The sequence below is a fragment of the Sporosarcina sp. AD_1 genome, assembly GCF_057373025.1.
In genome coordinates, this window is sequence record NZ_JBPVIR010000003.1 from 215840 (window position 1) to 236099 (window position 20260).

Consider the following 20260-nt stretch of genomic DNA (forward strand, 5'->3'; position numbering starts at 1 on the left):
GATTACCAGCTAGCTTTTTTGACGCCTGGGATTTGTCCCTTGTATGCAAGTTCGCGGAAACAAATACGGCAAAGTTTGAATTTACGATATACGGAGTGCGGACGACCACAGCGCTCGCAACGTGTATATTCTTGTACTTTGAACTTTGGCGTACGTTTCTGTTTAACGATCATTGATTTCTTAGCCACGTTTTCGCCTCCCTTTTATTTACTTTTGGAACGGCATGCCGAACTGCGTCAATAACTCACGTGCTTCTTCATCGGAGTTTGCAGTCGTAACGATGACGATATCCATTCCACGTACTTTTGATACTTTATCGTAGTCAATTTCAGGGAAAATGAGCTGTTCTTTAACACCTAGCGTATAGTTGCCGCGACCATCGAATGCTTTTTTAGAAACACCGCGGAAGTCACGTACACGAGGAAGTGAAATAGCGATCAGCTTGTCAAGGAATTCATACATGCGATCTCCACGTAGCGTTACTTTCGCTCCGATTGGCATACCTTCACGTAGACGGAATCCAGCGATTGACTTCTTCGCTTTTGTAACTACTGGCTTTTGACCAGAGATAATTGTTAAATCTTCTACTGCCGCATCTAGTGCTTTTGAGTTTTGAACTGCATCACCCACACCCATGTTGATGACGATTTTCTCGACTTTCGGCACTTGCATGACAGACTTATATTCAAACTTGCTCATAAGAGCAGGTGTGACTTCTTTTACAAATTTATCTTTCAGACGGCTCATTCTAAAGAACCTCCCTTCTTCAAGAGATTATTTTTTTTCTTTAAGTTCTTTTTTGCTAATTACGTCAAGTACTTCGCCGGACTTTTTAGCAACACGGGATTTGATGCGGTATGTTTTGTCGCCTTCCGTTTTTTCCTCGTATTTATAACCGACGCGAGTAGGTTCGCCCGATTTAGGATCGATTAGCATTACGTTAGAAACATGGATAGCTGCTTCCATGCTCACAATGCCTCCTTGAGGATTTGCTTGGTTCGGTTTCGTATGCTTTTTGACGATGTTAACACCTTCGACAAGAACTCGTTCTTTGTTTGGAAGTACTGAGAGGATGACGCCAGTTTTACCTTTGTCTTTCCCAGTGATAACTTTTACTTTATCGCCTTTTTTAACGTGCATTGTATCGCACCTCCTTGATTGGCACTGTCATGTGATTAAAGAACTTCTGGAGCTAGTGAAATGATTTTCATGAAGTTGTTGTCGCGAAGTTCGCGGGCAACTGGTCCGAAAATACGAGTTCCACGTGGGCTCTTATCATCACGGATGATTACGCATGCGTTTTCGTCGAACGTAATGTAGGAGCCATCTTTACGACGCACTCCGCTTTTCGTGCGGACGATAACAGCTTTAACAACGTCACCTTTCTTGACAACGCCGCCTGGTGTTGCTTTCTTGACCGTAACAACGACGATATCACCGATATTCGCAGTCTTGCGACCAGTTCCACCAAGTACTTTAATTGTTAAAACTTCACGCGCACCTGAATTGTCGGCAACTTTCATACGAGTTTCCTGTTGAATCATTGAGGCTACCTCCTCTCGGAATTTACTTTCCGAACGTTATTAAATGATGACCGCTTTTTCGACTACTTCGATGAGGCGGAAACGTTTTGTTGCTGATAATGGGCGAGTTTCCATAATGCGAACGATATCGCCGATTTTCGCTTCATTCATTTCATCATGTGCTTTAAATTTCTTTGAATACTTTACACGCTTGCCGTATAAAGAATGCTTTTTGTGTGTCTCTACCATTACGGTAACTGTTTTATCCATTTTGTCGGATACGACACGGCCTGTATATACTTTGCGCTGGTTACGCTCAGTCATGGCTGCAACCTCCTTCATCAGTTATTTGCACTGATCTCTCTTTGACGTATTACAGTTTTCATGCGCGCAATCGATTTGCGAACTTCGCGGATGCGTGCAGTGTTTTCTAATTGTCCTGTCGCTAATTGGAAGCGAAGGTTGAAAAGCTCTTCTTTCAGTGATTTTACCTTTTGCTCGATTTCTGCAGTTGTCAAGTCACGGATTTCATTAGCTTTCATTAGACTCACCACCAATTTCTTCACGTTTAACAAACTTGCTCTTTACAGGCAGTTTGTGCGATGCGAGTCGAAGTGCTTCACGTGCAACTTCTTCAGACACACCTGCAATTTCAAACATTACTCGACCAGGTTTTACAACTGCTACCCAGCCTTCAACAGCACCCTTACCGGAACCCATCCGGACTTCAAGAGGCTTTTTCGTATATGGTTTATGCGGGAAAATATTGATCCATACTTTACCGCCACGCTTCATGTAACGTGTCATCGCAATACGGGCAGATTCGATTTGACGGTTTGTGATCCAGCCAGATTCAGTAGCTTGGATGCCGAATTCACCGAATTGAACTTTTGCGCCGCCTTTTGTCATACCGCGCATTTTGCCACGGAATACACGACGGTGTTTAACGCGTTTAGGCATTAACATATTATTTGCCTCCTTCCTCAGAGTTCTTCTTCACTGGAAGGACTTCTCCCCGGTAGATCCATACTTTAACGCCTAGCTTACCATAAGTAGTATCGGCTTCTGCATGTGCATAGTCGATGTCAGCACGTAATGTATGGAGAGGAACAGTTCCTTCGCTGTAGTGTTCCGCACGAGCGATGTCAGCACCGCCAAGACGTCCGGATACTTGCGTTTTGATACCTTTAGCGCCAGCACGGATTGTGCGTTGGATCGCTTGTTTTTGTGCGCGACGGAATGATACACGGCTTTCCAATTGACGTGCGATTGATTCTGCAACCAATTTCGCGTCAAGATCTGCACGTTTGATTTCAACGATATTGATGTGAACACGCTTGCCAGTGATTTCGTTAAGCTGTTTACGAAGTGCCTCGACTTCAGAACCGCCTTTACCGATCACCATACCTGGCTTCGCAGTGTGAATAGTAATGTTAACACGCTTTGCTGCACGCTCGATTTCCACTTTGGAAAGCGCTGCGTCAACTAGGCGTTGTTCGATATATTCACGGATTTTCAAGTCTTCGTGTAATAGGTCTGCGTAGTCTTTTTCTGCATACCACTTCGAATCCCAATCACGAATGATGCCAACCCGTAAACCATTAGGATGTACTTTTTGACCCACGAATTATCCCTCCTTCTTTTCAGATACCACTACAGTGATGTGGCTAGTACGTTTGTTGATCGCACTTGCACGGCCTTGTGCACGTGGACGGAAACGTTTCATTGTCGGACCTTCATCAACGAATACTTCGCTTACGATGAGGTTCTCGACATCCATTTCATAGTTGTGTTCAGCGTTTGCAATTGCTGATTTCAATACTTTTTCTACAACCGGAGATGCCGCTTTAGGCGTCAGGCGTAGAATCGCGACAGCTTCACCGATTTTCTTGCCCCGGATAAGATCAACGACCAAACGGACTTTGCGAGGAGCAATACGGACTGTGCGGGCAGTAGCTTTTGCTTGTTGCATCAGGAATACCTCCTCTCAATTAGCGTTTTGTTTTCTTATCGTCGGCACCATGACCTTTGTAAGTGCGCGTAGGTACGAATTCGCCCAATTTGTGACCAACCATATCCTCAGTCACATAAACAGGTACGTGTTTGCGTCCGTCGTATACAGCAATCGTCAATCCAATGAAAGACGGGAAGATAGTAGAACGGCGAGACCAAGTTTTGATAACCTGTTTCTTTTGTGCATCTTTTTGTGCATCAACCTTTTTCAATAGATGATCATCTGCAAAAGGTCCTTTTTTCAAGCTGCGGCCCATGTCGAAACCTCCCTCCGTGATTGTACTACGGCCCAGTCATTGAACCGCAGTGCCATCACATTATTTTTTACGACGACGAACGATAAGTTTGTCGGATTTGTTGTTTTTCTTACGTGTTTTGTAGCCAAGAGCCGGTTTGCCCCAAGGTGTAACAGGAGTTGGACGACCGATTGGTGTACGTCCTTCACCACCACCGTGTGGGTGATCGTTAGGGTTCATGACAGAACCACGAACAGTCGGGCGCTTGCCTAACCAACGAGAACGACCTGCTTTACCGATGTTGATCAATTCGTGCTGCTCGTTACCAACTTGACCGATAGTAGCGCGGCAAGTAGCAAGAACCATTCGAACTTCACCAGATTGTAGACGGATGATGACATATTTGCCTTCACGACCTAGAAGCTGTGCAGATGTACCTGCAGAACGTACTAGCTGTCCGCCTTTACCAGGCTTCAACTCGATGTTGTGGATCGTAGAACCCATTGGAATGTTTTCTAGTGGAAGTGAGTTTCCTACACGGATATCAGCTTCCGGTCCAGACATGACAGTCATGCCTACTTCAAGACCTTTTGGTGCTAGGATGTAGCGTTTTTCTCCATCTGCATAGTTAATTAATGCGATGTTAGCAGAACGGTTTGGATCGTATTCGATCGTAGCAACGCGTCCTGGAATGCCATCTTTCAGACGTTGGAAATCGATGACACGGTATTGGCGCTTGTGGCCTCCACCTTGGTGACGAACAGTCATCCTACCTTGGTTGTTACGGCCGCCTTTGCGTTTGAGCGGTGTAAGCAATGATTTTTCCGGCTTATCTGTCGTGATGGCAGAGAAGTCAGAGCTAGTCATGTTACGACGTCCGTTGGAGGTAGGTTTGTATTTCTTAATCGCCATTGGTGTTCCCTCCTTCGTTTAATTGCGTTTCAATTACATTTCAAATAGTTCGATGTCTTTGGAGTCTGCTGTTAACGTAACGATCGCTTTGCGGCGTTTGTTTGTGTAACCAGCATGTTTGCCCATACGCTTGAACTTACCTTTGTAGTTCTGAACGTTGACTTTTTCCACTTTCACGCCGAAGATTTCTTCGACTGCTTGCTTTACAAGCGTTTTGTTAGCGCGTGTATCCACTTCGAAAGTGTATTTTTTTAACTCCATTTGTTCAGAAGAACGCTCGGTAATGACCGGACGTTTCAATACATCACGTGCTTCCATTAACCAAGCACCTCCTCTAATTTTTCAACTGCACCTTTCGTGATGACAAGCTTGTCATGAGCGACAAGGTCAAGAACGTTGATGCCGTTAGCTGTAACTACGCTTACGCCAGGGATGTTACGAGCAGACAATGCCACTGTTTCATCTAGGTCAGCAGTTACGAACAATGCTTTTTTCTCGATTGAAAGGTTTTCAAGCACTTTTACAAATTCCTTTGTTTTTGGTGCATCGAAAGCTAGGCCTTCCAATACGATGATTTCTTCATCGCGAACTTTTGTGGAAAGTGCAGAACGAAGAGCTAAGCGACGAACTTTCTTAGGAAGTTTGTAGCTGTAGCTTCTTGGAGTTGGACCGAATACGATACCGCCTCCACGCCATTGTGGTGAACGGATGGACCCTTGACGAGCACGTCCTGTTCCTTTTTGGCGCCACGGTTTACGACCACCGCCGGCTACTTCCGCGCGAGTTTTTACTTTATGGTTACCTTGGCGCAAAGAAGCGCGTTGTTGAACCAATGTTTCAAATAGGACAGCTTCGTTCGGCTCGATTCCGAAGATTGCTTCGTTCAATTCGATTTCGCCGACTGAAGAACCTGTCTGGTTTAGTACGGATACTTTAGGCATTCCTGTTTCCTCCTTCCTTTAGAAATTAGTTCCCTTTAATAGCACTTTTCACTTCGATCAATGATTTGCGTGCTCCTGGAACATTACCTTTAACTAGCAACAAGTTACGCTCAGCGTCAACTCGTACGATTTCAAGGTTTTGAATAGTAATTGTTTTCCCGCCAGTACGTCCAGGTAGTTTCATACCTTTGAATACGCGTTGTCCGTCAACAGCTCCTAGGGAACCTGGTGCACGGTGGAAACGGGAACCGTGGCTCATTGGGCCGCGGGAATGTCCGTGGCGTTTAATAACACCTTGGAATCCTTTACCTTTTGATACTCCTGTAATGTCAACGATATCGCCTTCAGCGAATGCGTCAACTTTGACTTCCTGACCAACTTCGTACCCAGCTACATCCATTCCGCGGAATTCACGGATGAAGCGCTTAGGTGCCGTTTCAGCTTTTGCAACGTGTCCCTTTTCAGGTTTGTTTGCAAGCTTTTCACGTTTATCTTCGAATCCAAGCTGGATTGCTTCGTAGCCGTCTGTTTCAACTGTCTTCTTTTGAAGAACTACGTTTGGAGCAGCTTCAATCACAGTTACTGGGATCAAATCGCCGTTTTCAGCAAAGATTTGCGTCATACCGACTTTTCTTCCTAAGATTCCTTTGGTCATTTGTCACACCTCCTGAAATAGTTTGTTTTGTATTGGTAAGATTAAAGTTTGATTTCGATGTCTACGCCTGACGGTAAGTCAAGTTTCATCAATGCATCGACAGTTTGTGGTGTCGGATTGACGATATCGATTAGACGTTTATGCGTACGCATTTCGAACTGCTCGCGCGAATCTTTGTACTTATGTACCGCACGAAGGATCGTGTATACAGATCTTTCAGTTGGCAACGGAATCGGACCTGATACGCTAGCACCTGAACGTTTTGCTGTTTCAACGATCTTTTCAGCAGATTGATCAAGAATACGGTGATCATATGCTTTTAAACGAATACGAATCTTTTGTTTTGCCATTATTTTCCCTCCTTTTTCGCCTATTTTCTAGACATTCTCCACGGAAATTTCCCACACGCGCGCCATGGCAAAGCGGCCGGGCGTGTCGGCAACCTCCCGCTTCATCGCAGTCAAAGACCAACATTCAACATTATACATAATGATATAGATTTCCGCAAGTCTTTTACGGAAAATCTTTTCTTTAACCTTGCTTATTATATATTCTCCGGTTCAGATATTCAAGTGGTATCCATACATTTGGAAAAAAGTCAGAGAAGTGCGTAACCTCAACGGTCTGCATACGCTACGTTTGTCGGTTTCTTTAGTGTTACCTCTACTCTAGCTCAGACGAATTACTAAGTTGTTTTGAAATGATCTGTATGGGAATCTCGGAATCAAGCGGGCAATTTACCTCAGACGAGAGTCTGCGAGAGCTCGAAGATCATAGAAGATTGAGCTAAATCGTTCAATGGACAGCACGCAAAGTATTTATAGACATGAAAAATCCCGCCACAAGGACGGGATTTCCATGATTGCAATCAATGTACTATCTTACTTTTCGATTGTAGCAACAACGCCAGCGCCTACTGTACGTCCACCTTCACGGATTGAGAATTTAGTACCTTCTTCAATCGCGATTGGAGAGATCAATTCAACAGTCATTTCAACGTTGTCTCCAGGCATAACCATCTCAACGCCTTCTGGAAGAGAGATGATTCCAGTTACGTCAGTTGTACGGAAGTAGAACTGTGGACGGTAGTTAGAGAAGAATGGAGTGTGACGTCCACCCTCTTCTTTAGAAAGAACGTAAACTTCTGATTTGAACTTAGTGTGCGGCGTGATTGTACCTGGCTTAGCAAGAACTTGACCACGTTCGATATCTTCACGAGCTACCCCACGAAGAAGTGCACCAATGTTGTCTCCAGCTTCTGCATAGTCAAGAAGCTTACGGAACATTTCAACACCTGTTACAGTTGTTGATTTTGGTTCTTCAGTCAAACCGATGATTTCTACAACGTCACCGACTTTAACTTGGCCACGCTCAACACGTCCTGTAGCAACAGTACCACGGCCTGTGATCGAGAATACGTCCTCGACTGGCATCATGAATGGCTTTTCAGTGTCACGTGGAGGAGTTGGGATGTACTCGTCAACAGCGTTCATAAGCTCAACGACTTTCTCTTCCCACTCTGGTTCTCCTTCAAGAGCTTTTAGAGCAGAACCTTTGATGACTGGTAGGTCGTCGCCAGGGAACTCATACTCGGAAAGAAGGTCACGAATTTCCATCTCAACAAGCTCAAGAAGTTCTTCGTCATCAACCATGTCACATTTGTTCATGAATACAACTAGGTAAGGAACACCTACTTGACGTGAAAGAAGGATGTGCTCACGAGTTTGTGGCATTGGGCCGTCAGCAGCAGATACTACTAGGATACCGCCGTCCATTTGAGCAGCACCAGTGATCATGTTCTTAACGTAGTCAGCGTGTCCTGGGCAGTCAACGTGTGCATAGTGACGCTTTTCAGTTTCATACTCGATGTGTGAAGTGTTGATTGTGATTCCACGCTCTTTTTCTTCTGGAGCGTTATCAACGTCAGCGTATGATTTCGCTTCTCCACCCATTTTCTTTGAAAGAACTGTAGCGATTGCTGCAGTCAAAGTTGTTTTACCATGGTCAACGTGACCGATTGTACCAATGTTAGCATGCTCCTTGGAGCGGTCGAATTTTTCTTTAGCCATTTTGGAATTCCTCCTTAAAATGTGAGTGTTTTAATTTTATATAGCTATGGAAGCTGGAGGTTCATTCCCTCCAACTATCCATATCTTACAAGTAATCAACTGTAGAAACAAGGACGAAATACAATTATTCGCCTTTATTTTTTTTGATGACTTCTTCAGCGATTGATTTCGGTACATCTTCGTAGTGATCGAATACCATTGAGAACACACCGCGTCCTTGTGTATTCGAACGTAGAGATGTTGCGTAACCGAACATTTCCGCTAGTGGAACCATTGCGCGGACAACTTGTGCGTTACCGCGTGCTTCCATACCTTCTACGCGTCCACGACGGGAAGTGATGTCACCCATGATATCTCCCATGTATTCTTCTGGGATGATGACTTCAACTTTCATCATTGGCTCTAGAAGTACTGGATTACATTTAGCTGCTGCGTTTTTAAGTGCCATAGACGCAGCGATCTTGAACGCCATTTCGTTGGAGTCAACGTCATGGTAAGATCCGTCGAAGAGACGAGCTTTAACATCGATCAATGGATATCCAGCAAGAACACCATTGTCAAGAGAATCGCGAAGACCTGCTTCAACGGATGGAATGTATTCACGAGGAACAACCCCACCAACGATTGCGTTTTGGAATTCGAATCCTTTTCCTTCTTCGTTCGGAGCGAACTCGATCCAAACGTGTCCGTATTGTCCACGACCACCGGATTGGCGGACGAACTTACCTTCAACTTCCGCAGCGCTGCGGAATGTTTCACGGTAAGATACTTGTGGAGCACCTACGTTAGCTTCAACCTTGAACTCACGGCGTAGACGGTCAACGATGATATCTAGGTGAAGCTCACCCATACCAGCGATGATAACTTCGCCTGTTTCTTGGTCTGTATGTGCACGGAATGTAGGGTCTTCTTCTTGCAATTTCGCAAGAGCCGTACCCATTTTGTCTTGGTCGCCTTTTGTTTTTGGCTCGATTGCAACGGAGATTACCGGTTCAGGGAATTCCATTGATTCGAGGATGATTGGCGCCTTTTCATCACAAAGTGTGTCCCCAGTTGTTGTATCTTTCAATCCAACAGCTGCCGCGATTTCACCCGCGTGGACTTCACTGATCTCTTCACGGCTGTTCGCGTGCATCTGAAGGATACGTCCAACACGCTCACGCTTGCCTTTTGTCGAGTTCTGTACGTAAGAACCTGATTGAAGGACACCTGAATAGACACGGAAGAATGTAAGTTTACCAACGTAAGGGTCAGTCATAACTTTAAAAGCAAGCGCAGAGAATGGATCTTCATCGCTTGGGTGACGCTCTTCCTCTTCTTCAGTATCAGGATTGATACCGTTCATGGAAGGGATGTCAGTTGGTGCTGGCAAGTAGTCGACGACTGCGTCAAGAACAAGCTGAACACCTTTGTTTTTGAATGCTGTACCACAAACGACAGGGTAGAACTCTACCGCGAGTGTCGCTTTACGGATAGCTGTTTTGATTTCTTCGACTGTAAGCTCTTCGCCGCCGAGGTATTTTTCCATAAGATCTTCATCGAAATCGACAACCGCTTCGATTAGCTTCTCACGGTACTCTTCAGCTTGTGCACGGAACTCTTCAGGAATTTCCTCGACAGTTGTATCTGTACCAAGGTCATTACCATACATAGTCGCTTTCATCTCGACAAGGTCGATGATTCCGCGGAATGTATCTTCGGAGCCGATCGGCAATTGGATCGGGTGTGCATTCGCTTGAAGACGGTTGTGAAGTGTGCCTACTGAATAAAGGAAATCTGCACCTGTCTTGTCCATCTTGTTGACGAACACGATACGAGGTACACCATAAGTAGTAGCCTGGCGCCAAACTGTTTCAGTTTGAGGCTCAACACCTGATTGCGCATCAAGAACTGTTACAGCACCATCAAGTACACGTAGTGAACGCTCAACTTCAACAGTGAAGTCCACGTGTCCCGGTGTATCGATGATGTTTACTCGATGGCCTTTCCATTGTGCAGTTGTTGCCGCAGAAGTGATCGTGATACCACGCTCTTGCTCCTGCTCCATCCAGTCCATCTGAGAAGCACCCTCGTGCGTTTCTCCGATTTTATGGATCTTACCTGTGTAAAAAAGGATCCGCTCAGTCGTCGTCGTTTTACCAGCGTCGATGTGAGCCATGATACCAATGTTACGAGTATTCTCTAAGGAGAACTCTCTAGCCATTTTGTATATCTCCTTCCGTTTCGGGTTGGGGCGTCAATCAAATCACACCTCGGTGTATGTATTATCAGATCAGCAAGAGCGAGCTCGTAAAATTTCTCTTGAAAATCTTTGCCATGCACCAAAGGCTTTTATCTCCGTTCAGCAAAAGCTAGCACGCGTTGCAAAATCTTCTGCTGAAAAAAGATAAATGTCCGATCTTACCAGCGATAGTGAGCGAATGCTTTGTTCGCTTCAGCCATCTTGTGCATTTCTTCACGACGTTTTACGGAAGCACCTGTGTTGTTGGAAGCATCAAGGATTTCATTCGCAAGACGTTCCTCCATTGTTTTCTCACCGCGTGTACGGGAGTAGTTCACAAGGTAGCGCAATCCTAGAGTCGTACGGCGTTCAGGACGTACTTCGACTGGAACTTGGTAGTTCGCACCACCGACACGGCGAGCACGTACTTCAAGTACAGGCATTACGTTGTTAAGTGCAGCTTCAAATACTTCAATCGGGTCTTTTCCGGAACGTTCTTTAACAAGTTCAAACGCACCATAGAGGATTTTTTGAGATGTACCTTTTTTACCGTCTACCATCATTTTATTGATAAGACGAGTGACAAGCTTGGAATTGTAAATCGGATCCGGTAATACGTCACGTTTTGCAACAGGACCTTTACGAGGCATATTGTGTTCCTCCTTTCGAAATGATCATTTCGTTATTAGTTTTTCTTTTCTTTTGGTCTTTTCGCACCGTATTGAGAACGGCTTTGCATACGGCCAGTTACGCCAGCTGTATCGAGTGCACCACGAACGATGTGGTAACGAACACCCGGTAAGTCTTTTACACGTCCGCCGCGGATAAGAACAACGCTGTGCTCTTGAAGGTTGTGGCCTTCACCAGGGATATAAGCGTTGACTTCAAGAGTGTTAGTCAAACGTACACGCGCATATTTACGAAGAGCCGAGTTCGGTTTCTTCGGAGTCATCGTGCCGACACGTGTGCAAACACCTCTTTTTTGTGGTGAATTAACATCAGTCATCGACTTTTTGAAGCTGTTATAGCTCTTTCCGAGTGCTGGTGATTTAGAACCGGAAACTTTCGATTGACGAGGTTTACGGACTAATTGGTTAATTGTAGGCATCGGATTTTCCTCCTTTCATAACTCTTTTTACAAGACCACACATCCAGGTGGTTCATTTTAAGGGTAAAAACAAAGTCTTTGTGCATATATACACAAAAACCATTAAACAGTAATTGCAACCGCTACTGCTCCAACCTCTATTCCACATGCATGGCCGAGAGTGATTCTCGAGTCCACATAAGTAATAGGGATGCCATGAAGCTCTGCTTCCCGGATTACCGGGGCGATAAAGCGTTCATCTGCATCGGTCGCAAGGATAATTTCCTTTGCAGCACCTGTGCGGATCGCTTTAACTGTTTGCTTTGTACCGATGATCGTTTTCTGTGCCTGCTCCACTTTATCATAAGACATGAGCATATCCTCCAAAGTACAGACATTCAACTATCAACCTTTTGTATATTATCACTTGCCGGAGAAACTGTCAACAATTAATAGAAAAAACGGGGGGATCTTTTTGACTCCCCCGTTTTGTTCCGGGTTACTCTACTGATACTGCGTCAGCGGAGTCCGCTTCTTTGTCTTGTTCCATCTCGACATGACGGTAACGCTGCATACCTGTACCAGCAGGCACAAGTTTACCGATGATGACATTTTCCTTCAAGCCGAGCAATTCATCCGTCTTGCCTTTGATGGCTGCATCCGTAAGGACACGTGTCGTTTCTTGGAAAGAAGCGGCTGATAGGAATGATTCCGTCTCAAGCGACGCTTTTGTAATACCAAGAATGACCGGACGGGATGTAGCCGGCACTTTGCCTTTTTTGAGGACAACGGCATTCGCTTCCGAGAATTGATGGATATCCAACAAAGATCCAGGCAGCAAGTCAGTGTCTCCCGCTTCAATAACACGCACTTTGCGAAGCATTTGGCGAACCATGACTTCAACGTGCTTATCTCCGATTTCAACACCTTGCATACGGTATACTTTCTGAACTTCCTTCAGTAAGTATTCCTGAACCGTTGCAACATCTTTTACAACAATCAATTCTTTCGGATCGATTGAACCTTCCGTGATGATTTCACCGCGGTCGATCGTATCGCCGACTTGCACTTTTAGACGGGCATTGTAAGGAGCCAAGTACTTTCTCGTTTCGACTTCACCCTGGATTGTGACTTCTTTCTGTCCTTCCCGGATTTCATCGATTTCCGTCACTTCACCTTTAATTTCAGAAATGACAGCTTGCCCTTTAGGATTCCTTGCTTCGAAAATTTCTTGGATACGCGGAAGACCTGATGTGATATCGTCTCCTGCGACACCGCCGGTATGGAATGTACGCATCGTAAGCTGTGTTCCCGGTTCACCGATCGATTGAGCAGCGATGATTCCGACTGCTTCCCCGACCTCCACCGTTTCACCTGTAGCCAAGTTGATGCCGTAGCATTTTTTACATACACCGTGTTTCGTGTTACATGTGAATGCAGAACGGATCGTCACTGTTTCGATGCCTGCATCAATTATTTTCCGAGATAAATCAGCCGTAATTAAGCCATCTTTCTCAACAATTACTTCACCAGTTTCCGGGTGGCGAATTGTTTTCTTCGTATGGCGGCCTTCAATACGCTCTTCCAGTGTTTCGATAATTTCAGCGCCTTCAGTCAGTGCAGAAATCTCTAGACCTCTATCTGTACCACAATCATCTTCACGGACGATAACATCTTGGGCAACATCAACAAGACGACGAGTCAAGTAACCTGAGTCGGCCGTTTTAAGGGCTGTATCCGCAAGACCTTTCCGCGCTCCGTGGGTCGAGATAAAGTACTCGAGTACCGTCAGACCTTCACGGAATGATGATTTGATCGGTAGTTCGATGATACGTCCAGCCGGGTTGGCCATCAAACCACGCATCCCAGCGAGCTGCGTAAAGTTCGATGCGTTACCCCGTGCTCCGGAATCACTCATCATGTAAATTGGGTTCGTGTTTTCCAAGGAATCCATCAACTTGTCTTGGATTTCATCCTTGGCATGGCTCCAATAAGAAATAACACGATCGTATCGCTCTTCTTCCGTAATGAGACCACGGCGGAATTGCTGTGTTACTTTATCCACTTTACTTTGCGCTTCCTGCAAGATTTCATCTTTGTTCGGCAAGACGACGATATCGGCAATACCAACAGTGATACCTGCACGCGTTGAATATTTGAAGCCTAGGTTTTTCATGCGATCCAGCATTTTAGAAGTCTCGGTAATATGGAACTTCTTAAAGATTTCCGCAATGATGTTACCTAGGAATTTCTTAACGAAAGGCGCTACCAAGTCTACACTTTGCAAATACTCTTTAACATTTACAGTTCCGTCAATGAAGTATTTACCCGGCGTTTCCACTTCTAAGTTGTGGTTTGTCGGCTCATTGATATACGGGAATGTTTCCGGAAGGATTTCGTTAAAGATCAACTTTCCGACTGTTGTCAACAAGAGCTTGTGGTTCTGCTCTTCCGTGAACGTCGGGTTATTCAATGATCCAGCGTACACAGCGATTCTTGTATGAAGATGTACATGACCTGTCTGGTATGCGATCAATGCTTCATTCACATTACTGAAGACAGTTCCTTCGCCTGCTGCCCCTTTACGTTCCAGTGTTAGGTAATAGTTACCTAATACCATGTCCTGGGAAGGTGTAACAACTGGTTTACCATCTTTCGGGTTCAAGATGTTCTGTGCCGCAAGCATGAGCAAACGCGCTTCCGCTTGGGCCTCTGCGGATAATGGAACGTGAACAGCCATTTGGTCACCGTCGAAGTCAGCGTTATATGCTGTACATACGAGCGGATGCAACTGGATGGCACGGCCTTCAACAAGCATCGGCTCAAACGCCTGGATACCGAGTCTGTGAAGAGTAGGGGCCCGGTTAAGAAGAACTGGGTGTTCCCTGATAACATCTTCAAGAACATCCCACACTTCAGAATGCAGACGTTCAATCTTACGCTTCGCACTCTTAATGTTATGTGCCAGTCCGCGCTCAACAAGCTCCTTCATGACAAACGGCTTAAATAGCTCGATCGCCATTTCCTTAGGCAGTCCGCACTGATACATTTTCAAGTTCGGGCCTACGACGATAACGGAACGGCCTGAATAGTCAACCCGTTTACCGAGCAAGTTTTGACGGAAACGACCTTGTTTCCCTTTCAGCATATGTGACAAAGACTTCAATGGACGATTTCCCGGTCCAGTGACAGGGCGTCCGCGGCGTCCGTTGTCAACTAATGCATCAACTGCTTCCTGGAGCATCCGCTTTTCGTTTTGGACGATGATGCCAGGTGCGCCTAGATCAAGCAAACGCTTTAGACGATTGTTACGGTTGATGACTCGGCGATACAAGTCATTCAAATCCGAAGTAGCGAAACGGCCGCCATCCAATTGAACCATCGGACGCAATTCCGGCGGGATGACCGGAAGCACTTCAAGGACCATCCATTCAGGACGGTTACCTGAATTACGGAATGATTCCACTACTTCAAGACGACGGATCGCACGTGTGCGGCGCTGCCCTTGAACAGTTTTCAATTCCTCTTTCAGCATTTCCGTTTCCTTGTCTAAATCGATCGCTTTCAAAAGCTGTTCAATCGCTTCTGCACCCATCAAAGCTTGGAACTTGTTGCCGTACTTTTCACGGTATAAGCGATATTCCTTTTCAGAAAGCAATTGTTTACGCTCTAGCGGAGTATCGGCCGGATCAATAACGACATACGATGCAAAGTAGATGACTTCTTCCAATGCACGTGGCGTCATATCCAAAATGAGTCCCATACGGCTCGGGATTCCCTTGAAATACCAAATATGTGTTACAGGAGCAGCCAATTCAATATGTCCCATACGCTCGCGCCGAACTTTTTGACGAGTTACCTCAACGCCGCAACGATCACATACAACGCCTTTGTAACGCACTCGCTTATATTTACCGCAATGACATTCCCAGTCTTTCGTCGGTCCGAAAATACGCTCACAGAACAAGCCGTCTTTCTCGGGCTTTAACGTACGGTAGTTGATTGTTTCAGGTTTCTTAACTTCACCATATGACCAAGAACGGATCTTATCTGGCGAAGCGAGGCCAATCTTCATATACTCAAAATTATTAACATCTATCAAGGAGCCTACCTCCCTTTAATCTTATCTCCACGATGGTTCCATAAAATCAAGCTTCACATTTCCTATCCGTTGAAAATAGGGGAGTACTTCAGGACTCCCCTATTGTTATGAAATCAAACAGGCTGATCTTCCGTCATGAGATTGAGTGCATCCGTCGGTTGCATATCGTCATCTTCATCAAGATCACGCATCTCGATCTCCTCGAAATCGTCTGTCAGCATTTTAACGTCCAAACCAAGGCTTTGAAGTTCCTTGATCAATACTTTGAATGATTCCGGAACGCCTGGCTGCGGTACACTCTGTCCTTTGACAATCGCTTCGTATGTTTTCACACGGCCTACGACGTCATCGGACTTCACTGTAAGGATCTCTTGCAATGTATAAGCGGCACCGTAAGCTTCCAGTGCCCATACTTCCATCTCCCCGAAACGCTGTCCGCCGAATTGGGCTTTACCACCGAGCGGCTGCTGTGTAACAAGTGAGTATGGTCCAGTGGAACGGGCATGGAGTTTGTCGTCAACCATGTGGGCCAACTTGATCATATACATGACACCAACAGAGACCCGGTTATCAAACGGTTCTCCTGAGCGGCCATCATACAAGACCGTTTTTCCGTCACGATTCATGCCGGACTCTTCCATCGTATCCCAAACATCTTCTTCGTTGGCGCCGTCAAATACCGGGGAAGCCATGTGGATACCCAGATTACGTGCAGCCATTCCAAGATGCAATTCCAAAACCTGACCGATATTCATACGGGATGGTACGCCGAGTGGATTCAACATGACATCGATCGGTGTGCCGTCCGGCAGGAATGGCATATCAGACTCCGGTAAAATCCGGGAGATAACCCCTTTGTTACCGTGACGTCCCGCCATCTTGTCCCCAACAGAGATCTTACGTTTTTGGACGATATAAGCACGAACGAGCTGATTAACGCCCGGTGGCAATTCATCCCCATCTTCACGGTTGAATACTTTCACGTCAAGGACGATACCGCCCGCGCCGTGTGGAACGCGTAATGAAGTATCGCGCACTTCCCGTGCTTTTTCTCCGAAGATGGCATGTAGAAGGCGTTCTTCAGCAGTCAGTTCCGTAACCCCTTTAGGCGTTACTTTCCCAACTAGGATATCGCCATCGCGTACTTCGGCACCGACGCGAATAATGCCGCGGTCATCGAGGTTTCGAAGTGCGTCTTCACCGACGTTCGGAATATCCCGTGTAATTTCTTCAGGTCCGAGTTTCGTGTCCCGTGCTTCTGATTCGTACTCTTCGATATGAATCGAAGTGAATACGTCGTCTTTCACCAGACGTTCACTCATGATGATGGCATCCTCATAGTTATAGCCATCCCACGTCATGAATCCGACTAATACGTTTCGTCCAAGCGCCAATTCACCTTTATCCATGGATGGACCGTCTGCGATGATATCGCGTGGTTTCACACGATCACCGACAGCTACGATCGGACGCTGGTTATAGCAAGTCCCTTGGTTGGAACGAATGAAATTCTCCAGACGGTACACAGTAAGGTCACCCTTAACTTCTTTCCCGTCGATTGTTTCAATGCGTCGAATGCGGACTTCTTTCGCTTCGACGTGCTCTACAATACCGTCGTATTTCGCAATAACAGCAGCACCTGAGTCACGGGCTGATACATGCTCCATTCCAGTTCCGACAAACGGTGCTTCCGGATTGAGCAATGGTACAGCCTGCCGCTGCATGTTCGCACCCATGAGGGCACGGTTCGAGTCATCGTTTTCAAGGAATGGGATACATGCTGTCGCCGCAGAAACTACCTGTTTCGGCGAAACGTCCATGTAATCGATCTGTTCACGTTTAAAGACCGTGTTATCCCCTTGGAAACGGCCGATGACTTCCTCATTTACATAAGAGCCATCTTCGTTTAAAGGAGCATTCGCTTGAGCGACAACATAATTGTCCTCGATATCTGCTGTCAGATAGTCGATTTGTTCTGTAACACGATTTGTTTCCGGATCTACTTTCCGGTAAGGCGTTTCGATGAAACCGAATTTATTCACTCGCGCAAATGTCGAGAGCGAGTTGATCAATCCGATGTTCGGACCTTCCGGCGTTTCAATTGGACACATACGGCCATAGTGGGAATAGTGAACGTCACGGACTTCCATTCCGGCACGTTCCCGTGTAAGACCACCAGGCCCGAGGGCAGAAAGTCGACGCTTGTGCGTTAATTCCGCTAGCGGGTTTGTCTGGTCCATGAACTGAGACAACTGAGAGCTTCCAAAGAACTCTTTAATAGATGCAATAACAGGCCGGATATTGATCAGCTGCTGCGGTACGATTGACTGCGTATCATTGATCGACATCCGTTCCTTAACAACCCGTTCCATTCTGGAAAGTCCAATCCGGAACTGATTTTGAAGCAATTCACCAACCGAACGGAGACGGCGGTTTCCAAGGTGGTCAATGTCATCTGTATTGCCGACGCCATGGAGTAAATTGAAGAAGTAGCTGATGGAAGCAACGATGTCAGCTGGTGTGACATGCTTCACGGACTCATCAATACTAGCGTTGGAAATAACATTGATCACTTGCTTGTCTTCACTTTTTGGTGCATATATCTTAATTGTTTGGATCGTAATATCATCTTCCAAGACACCACCGACATGCGAGATTTCCTGGATGCCGATGCCTTTTTCAAGATGAGGCAAAAGGCGGTCCAATGTTCTGCGGTCGATGAGCTGATCTTTCTCCAACAGAATTTCGCCAGTTTCAGGGTCAACTAGTGTTTCCGCGACAACCTGATTGAATAGACGATTTTGCAAGTGGAGTTTTTTATTCATTTTGTAACGGCCCACATTTGCGAGGTCATATCGCTTCGCATCGAAGAAACGAGAAAACAGAAGACTCTTGGCGCTGTCCAATGTAGGCGGTTCGCCAGGACGCAGGCGCTCGTAAATTTCCAGAAGCGCTTTTTCCGAGTTTTCGGTATTGTCTTTCTCTAGCGTGTTGCGAAGATACTCATTGTCTCCAAGCAACTCGATGATCTCTTGATCTGTGGAGAAGCCAAGGGCACGCAAAAGCACTGTAATCGGCAGCTTTCGTGTACGGTCGATGCGGACATGCACGACGTCTTTGGCATCCGTTTCGTATTCCAGCCAAGCTCCACGGTTAGGAATGACTGTTGCGGAAAAACCGCGTTTACCATTCTTATCCGTCTTGTCATTATAATAAACGCTCGGTGAACGGACCAACTGGGAAACGATAACCCGTTCCGCACCATTGATGATGAACGTTCCGTTTTCAGTCATAAGTGGGAAGTCGCCCATGAAAACGTCCTGCTCTTTCACCTCTTCAGTTTCTTTGTTGTGCAAGCGCACTTTAACGCGGAGCGGTGCTGCGTACGTTACGTCACGTTCTTTTGATTCATCGACCGGGTATTTGGGCTCCCCGAGTTGATAATCGACGAATTCCAACGAAAGATTCCCTGTGAAATCCTGGATCGGGGAAATATCGTGGAACATCTCACGTAATCCTTCTTCCAAGAACCACTCGTAAGATGCCGTCTGGATCTCAATCAAATTCGGCAACTCGAGGACCTCATTGATTCGCGCGAAACTTCTGCGCTGACGGTGTTGACCATACTGAACTAAATGACCTGTCAACTCTTTCACCCCTCAAACAATATTAGTTCTTTGCGAAATCATAAAAATGGTGTATGATATCGAAAAAACAAAAAGAAAACGAGTTCCGTCTAGAGCTCATTTTCGGTTTAACAATCTTTTATCCATTGCCAGTATGCCTAACTTTTCCACTTCTTATGCAAAAGGGCACACGACCGCATTATAATATTTATGCATTTTATAATGCTAACACAACATGTTTAGTGAGTCAATGTTTTTTTGACTTGAAAATAAAGTACCCCTTGCTCTTCGCCACCGTCTCCACATTGCCGAAAAGCTCTTCCATCTTAGAAGATGTAGAGGGAGCTCCCTGCTTCTTCTGAATGACCACCCATAACTCTCCTCCAGGGATTAACTTAGAATAGGCTCCCTGATAAATGGTGAACACCGTCTCTTTTCCTGCCCGGATAGGAGGATTCGTTATCACAGCGGCAAACCGATCTCCAGATACAGCTGATAGAGCATCGCTTGGATAGATATTCACATTAGCGATTTCGTTCAGCTCCGCGTTACCTTTTGCAAGCGCAAGCGCCCTTTCGTTCACATCGACCATATGAACATTCCGATCCGGAAAAGATGCGGCGATCGACAGTCCGATGGGTCCATATCCACACCCGACATCAAGCAGATCACCTTCCACTTGGGGCAGTTGGAACGATTCGGCCAGAAGGCGTGAACCAAAGTCCAATTCTCCTTTGCTGAACACACCTGCATCCGTTTTAAAACGAAAACTTCTATCCCGGATGACAGTCTTCCACTCTTTCGGATCACTTTTCACTGACGGCTTTTTCGAGTAATAATGCTCTGACATACAATTCCTCCTGACGCACGCGAAT

At 45.9% G+C, this 20260-nt stretch carries 23 protein-coding genes; all 23 read right to left on the minus strand.

The features are described 5' to 3' along the window. Positions 1-2: 2 nt before the first annotated feature. The gene (gene rpsN, locus ACSW3C_RS07285) at positions 3-188 is read right to left on the minus strand and encodes a 30S ribosomal protein S14 (RefSeq protein ID WP_066366377.1); all 186 of its coding nucleotides are present in this window, start codon (positions 186-188) and stop codon (positions 3-5) included. A gap of 19 nt (positions 189-207) precedes the next feature. Next, positions 208-747, minus strand: a complete 540-nt coding sequence (rplE, locus tag ACSW3C_RS07290; RefSeq protein ID WP_486561778.1) for a 50S ribosomal protein L5 — start codon at positions 745-747, stop codon at positions 208-210. Positions 748-774: 27 nt separating this feature from the next. Next, on the minus strand, positions 775-1140 hold the full coding sequence (gene rplX / locus ACSW3C_RS07295) for a 50S ribosomal protein L24 (RefSeq protein ID WP_238080289.1): 366 nt from the start codon (positions 1138-1140) through the stop codon (positions 775-777). 35 nt (positions 1141-1175) lie between these two features. Beyond that, positions 1176-1544: a 50S ribosomal protein L14 gene (gene rplN, locus ACSW3C_RS07300; RefSeq protein ID WP_184209331.1), complete on the minus strand. Its 369-nt coding sequence runs from the start codon at positions 1542-1544 to the stop codon at positions 1176-1178. A gap of 39 nt (positions 1545-1583) precedes the next feature. After that, positions 1584-1847 (minus strand): 30S ribosomal protein S17, encoded by a 264-nt coding sequence (gene rpsQ, locus ACSW3C_RS07305; RefSeq protein WP_184209333.1) that lies wholly within the window; start codon positions 1845-1847, stop codon positions 1584-1586. A 17-nt stretch (positions 1848-1864) separates the two neighbouring features. Next, entirely contained in the window at positions 1865-2065 is a 201-nt protein-coding gene (gene rpmC, locus ACSW3C_RS07310) for a 50S ribosomal protein L29 (protein ID WP_025783856.1), read from the minus strand. Then, the gene (gene rplP / locus ACSW3C_RS07315) at positions 2055-2489 is read right to left on the minus strand and encodes a 50S ribosomal protein L16 (protein WP_184209335.1); all 435 of its coding nucleotides are present in this window, start codon (positions 2487-2489) and stop codon (positions 2055-2057) included. Before rplP ends, rpmC begins: the two co-directional genes overlap by 11 nt. A 1-nt stretch (position 2490) precedes the next feature. Then, positions 2491-3147, minus strand: a complete 657-nt coding sequence (gene rpsC, locus ACSW3C_RS07320) for a 30S ribosomal protein S3 (protein WP_184209337.1) — start codon at positions 3145-3147, stop codon at positions 2491-2493. 3 nt (positions 3148-3150) lie between these two features. Continuing rightward, entirely contained in the window at positions 3151-3495 is a 345-nt protein-coding gene (gene rplV / locus ACSW3C_RS07325; RefSeq protein WP_238080290.1) for a 50S ribosomal protein L22, read from the minus strand. Between the two features lie 19 nt (positions 3496-3514). Continuing rightward, the gene (gene rpsS / locus ACSW3C_RS07330) at positions 3515-3793 is read right to left on the minus strand and encodes a 30S ribosomal protein S19 (protein WP_191693410.1); all 279 of its coding nucleotides are present in this window, start codon (positions 3791-3793) and stop codon (positions 3515-3517) included. Positions 3794-3853: 60 nt separating this feature from the next. Then, positions 3854-4684, minus strand: a complete 831-nt coding sequence (gene rplB / locus ACSW3C_RS07335; RefSeq protein WP_486561779.1) for a 50S ribosomal protein L2 — start codon at positions 4682-4684, stop codon at positions 3854-3856. 33 nt (positions 4685-4717) lie between these two features. Further along, positions 4718-5002, minus strand: coding sequence for a 50S ribosomal protein L23 (rplW, locus tag ACSW3C_RS07340; protein ID WP_238080292.1), 285 nt, complete (start codon positions 5000-5002; stop codon positions 4718-4720). After that, complete coding sequence (gene rplD, locus ACSW3C_RS07345) at positions 5002-5625, minus strand: 50S ribosomal protein L4 (protein ID WP_238080293.1); 624 nt, start codon at positions 5623-5625, stop codon at positions 5002-5004. Before rplD ends, rplW begins: the two co-directional genes overlap by 1 nt. A 25-nt stretch (positions 5626-5650) precedes the next feature. After that, complete coding sequence (gene rplC, locus ACSW3C_RS07350) at positions 5651-6280, minus strand: 50S ribosomal protein L3 (RefSeq protein ID WP_486561780.1); 630 nt, start codon at positions 6278-6280, stop codon at positions 5651-5653. Positions 6281-6321: 41 nt separating this feature from the next. Then, positions 6322-6630 carry a 30S ribosomal protein S10 gene (gene rpsJ, locus ACSW3C_RS07355; protein ID WP_042478628.1) on the minus strand — a complete coding sequence of 103 codons (309 nt, stop codon included), beginning with the start codon at positions 6628-6630 and terminating at the stop codon, positions 6322-6324. A gap of 531 nt (positions 6631-7161) precedes the next feature. Next, positions 7162-8349 (minus strand): elongation factor Tu, encoded by a 1188-nt coding sequence (gene tuf / locus ACSW3C_RS07360; RefSeq protein ID WP_184209352.1) that lies wholly within the window; start codon positions 8347-8349, stop codon positions 7162-7164. Positions 8350-8473: 124 nt separating this feature from the next. Then, positions 8474-10552, minus strand: a complete 2079-nt coding sequence (gene fusA, locus ACSW3C_RS07365) for an elongation factor G (RefSeq protein WP_486561781.1) — start codon at positions 10550-10552, stop codon at positions 8474-8476. A gap of 197 nt (positions 10553-10749) precedes the next feature. Then, positions 10750-11220 carry a 30S ribosomal protein S7 gene (gene rpsG / locus ACSW3C_RS07370; protein ID WP_207959161.1) on the minus strand — a complete coding sequence of 157 codons (471 nt, stop codon included), beginning with the start codon at positions 11218-11220 and terminating at the stop codon, positions 10750-10752. Positions 11221-11255: 35 nt separating this feature from the next. Continuing rightward, on the minus strand, positions 11256-11678 hold the full coding sequence (gene rpsL / locus ACSW3C_RS07375; protein WP_486561782.1) for a 30S ribosomal protein S12: 423 nt from the start codon (positions 11676-11678) through the stop codon (positions 11256-11258). Between the two features lie 102 nt (positions 11679-11780). Continuing rightward, positions 11781-12029, minus strand: coding sequence for a ribosomal L7Ae/L30e/S12e/Gadd45 family protein (locus ACSW3C_RS07380; protein ID WP_238080296.1), 249 nt, complete (start codon positions 12027-12029; stop codon positions 11781-11783). Between the two features lie 127 nt (positions 12030-12156). After that, positions 12157-15759, minus strand: coding sequence for a DNA-directed RNA polymerase subunit beta' (rpoC, locus tag ACSW3C_RS07385; RefSeq protein WP_486561783.1), 3603 nt, complete (start codon positions 15757-15759; stop codon positions 12157-12159). Positions 15760-15872: 113 nt separating this feature from the next. Beyond that, positions 15873-19415: a DNA-directed RNA polymerase subunit beta gene (rpoB, locus tag ACSW3C_RS07390; RefSeq protein ID WP_486561784.1), complete on the minus strand. Its 3543-nt coding sequence runs from the start codon at positions 19413-19415 to the stop codon at positions 15873-15875. Between the two features lie 217 nt (positions 19416-19632). Then, positions 19633-20235, minus strand: a complete 603-nt coding sequence (locus tag ACSW3C_RS07395; protein WP_486561785.1) for a class I SAM-dependent methyltransferase — start codon at positions 20233-20235, stop codon at positions 19633-19635. Positions 20236-20260: the final 25 nt, after the last annotated feature.

What these genes read in the sequence shown, in the direction of transcription:
- rplE (WP_486561778.1), bottom strand. Translation starts at nt 747, where the DNA reads ATGAGCCGTCTGAAAGATAAATTTGTAAAAGAAGTCACACCTGCTCTT.
- rplX (WP_238080289.1), bottom strand. Translation starts at nt 1,140, where the DNA reads ATGCACGTTAAAAAAGGCGATAAAGTAAAAGTTATCACTGGGAAAGAC.
- rplN (WP_184209331.1), bottom strand. Translation starts at nt 1,544, where the DNA reads ATGATTCAACAGGAAACTCGTATGAAAGTTGCCGACAATTCAGGTGCG.
- rpsQ (WP_184209333.1), bottom strand. Translation starts at nt 1,847, where the DNA reads ATGACTGAGCGTAACCAGCGCAAAGTATATACAGGCCGTGTCGTATCC.
- rpmC (WP_025783856.1), bottom strand. Translation starts at nt 2,065, where the DNA reads ATGAAAGCTAATGAAATCCGTGACTTGACAACTGCAGAAATCGAGCAA.
- rplP (WP_184209335.1), bottom strand. Translation starts at nt 2,489, where the DNA reads ATGTTAATGCCTAAACGCGTTAAACACCGTCGTGTATTCCGTGGCAAA.
- rplV (WP_238080290.1), bottom strand. Translation starts at nt 3,495, where the DNA reads ATGCAACAAGCAAAAGCTACTGCCCGCACAGTCCGTATTGCTCCTCGC.
- rpsS (WP_191693410.1), bottom strand. Translation starts at nt 3,793, where the DNA reads ATGGGCCGCAGCTTGAAAAAAGGACCTTTTGCAGATGATCATCTATTG.
- rplB (WP_486561779.1), bottom strand. Translation starts at nt 4,684, where the DNA reads ATGGCGATTAAGAAATACAAACCTACCTCCAACGGACGTCGTAACATG.
- rplW (WP_238080292.1), bottom strand. Translation starts at nt 5,002, where the DNA reads ATGGAAGCACGTGATGTATTGAAACGTCCGGTCATTACCGAGCGTTCT.
- rplD (WP_238080293.1), bottom strand. Translation starts at nt 5,625, where the DNA reads ATGCCTAAAGTATCCGTACTAAACCAGACAGGTTCTTCAGTCGGCGAA.
- rplC (WP_486561780.1), bottom strand. Translation starts at nt 6,280, where the DNA reads ATGACCAAAGGAATCTTAGGAAGAAAAGTCGGTATGACGCAAATCTTT.
- rpsJ (WP_042478628.1), bottom strand. Translation starts at nt 6,630, where the DNA reads ATGGCAAAACAAAAGATTCGTATTCGTTTAAAAGCATATGATCACCGT.
- tuf (WP_184209352.1), bottom strand. Translation starts at nt 8,349, where the DNA reads ATGGCTAAAGAAAAATTCGACCGCTCCAAGGAGCATGCTAACATTGGT.
- fusA (WP_486561781.1), bottom strand. Translation starts at nt 10,552, where the DNA reads ATGGCTAGAGAGTTCTCCTTAGAGAATACTCGTAACATTGGTATCATG.
- rpsG (WP_207959161.1), bottom strand. Translation starts at nt 11,220, where the DNA reads ATGCCTCGTAAAGGTCCTGTTGCAAAACGTGACGTATTACCGGATCCG.
- rpsL (WP_486561782.1), bottom strand. Translation starts at nt 11,678, where the DNA reads ATGCCTACAATTAACCAATTAGTCCGTAAACCTCGTCAATCGAAAGTT.
- ACSW3C_RS07380 (WP_238080296.1), bottom strand. Translation starts at nt 12,029, where the DNA reads ATGTCTTATGATAAAGTGGAGCAGGCACAGAAAACGATCATCGGTACA.
- ACSW3C_RS07395 (WP_486561785.1), bottom strand. Translation starts at nt 20,235, where the DNA reads ATGTCAGAGCATTATTACTCGAAAAAGCCGTCAGTGAAAAGTGATCCG.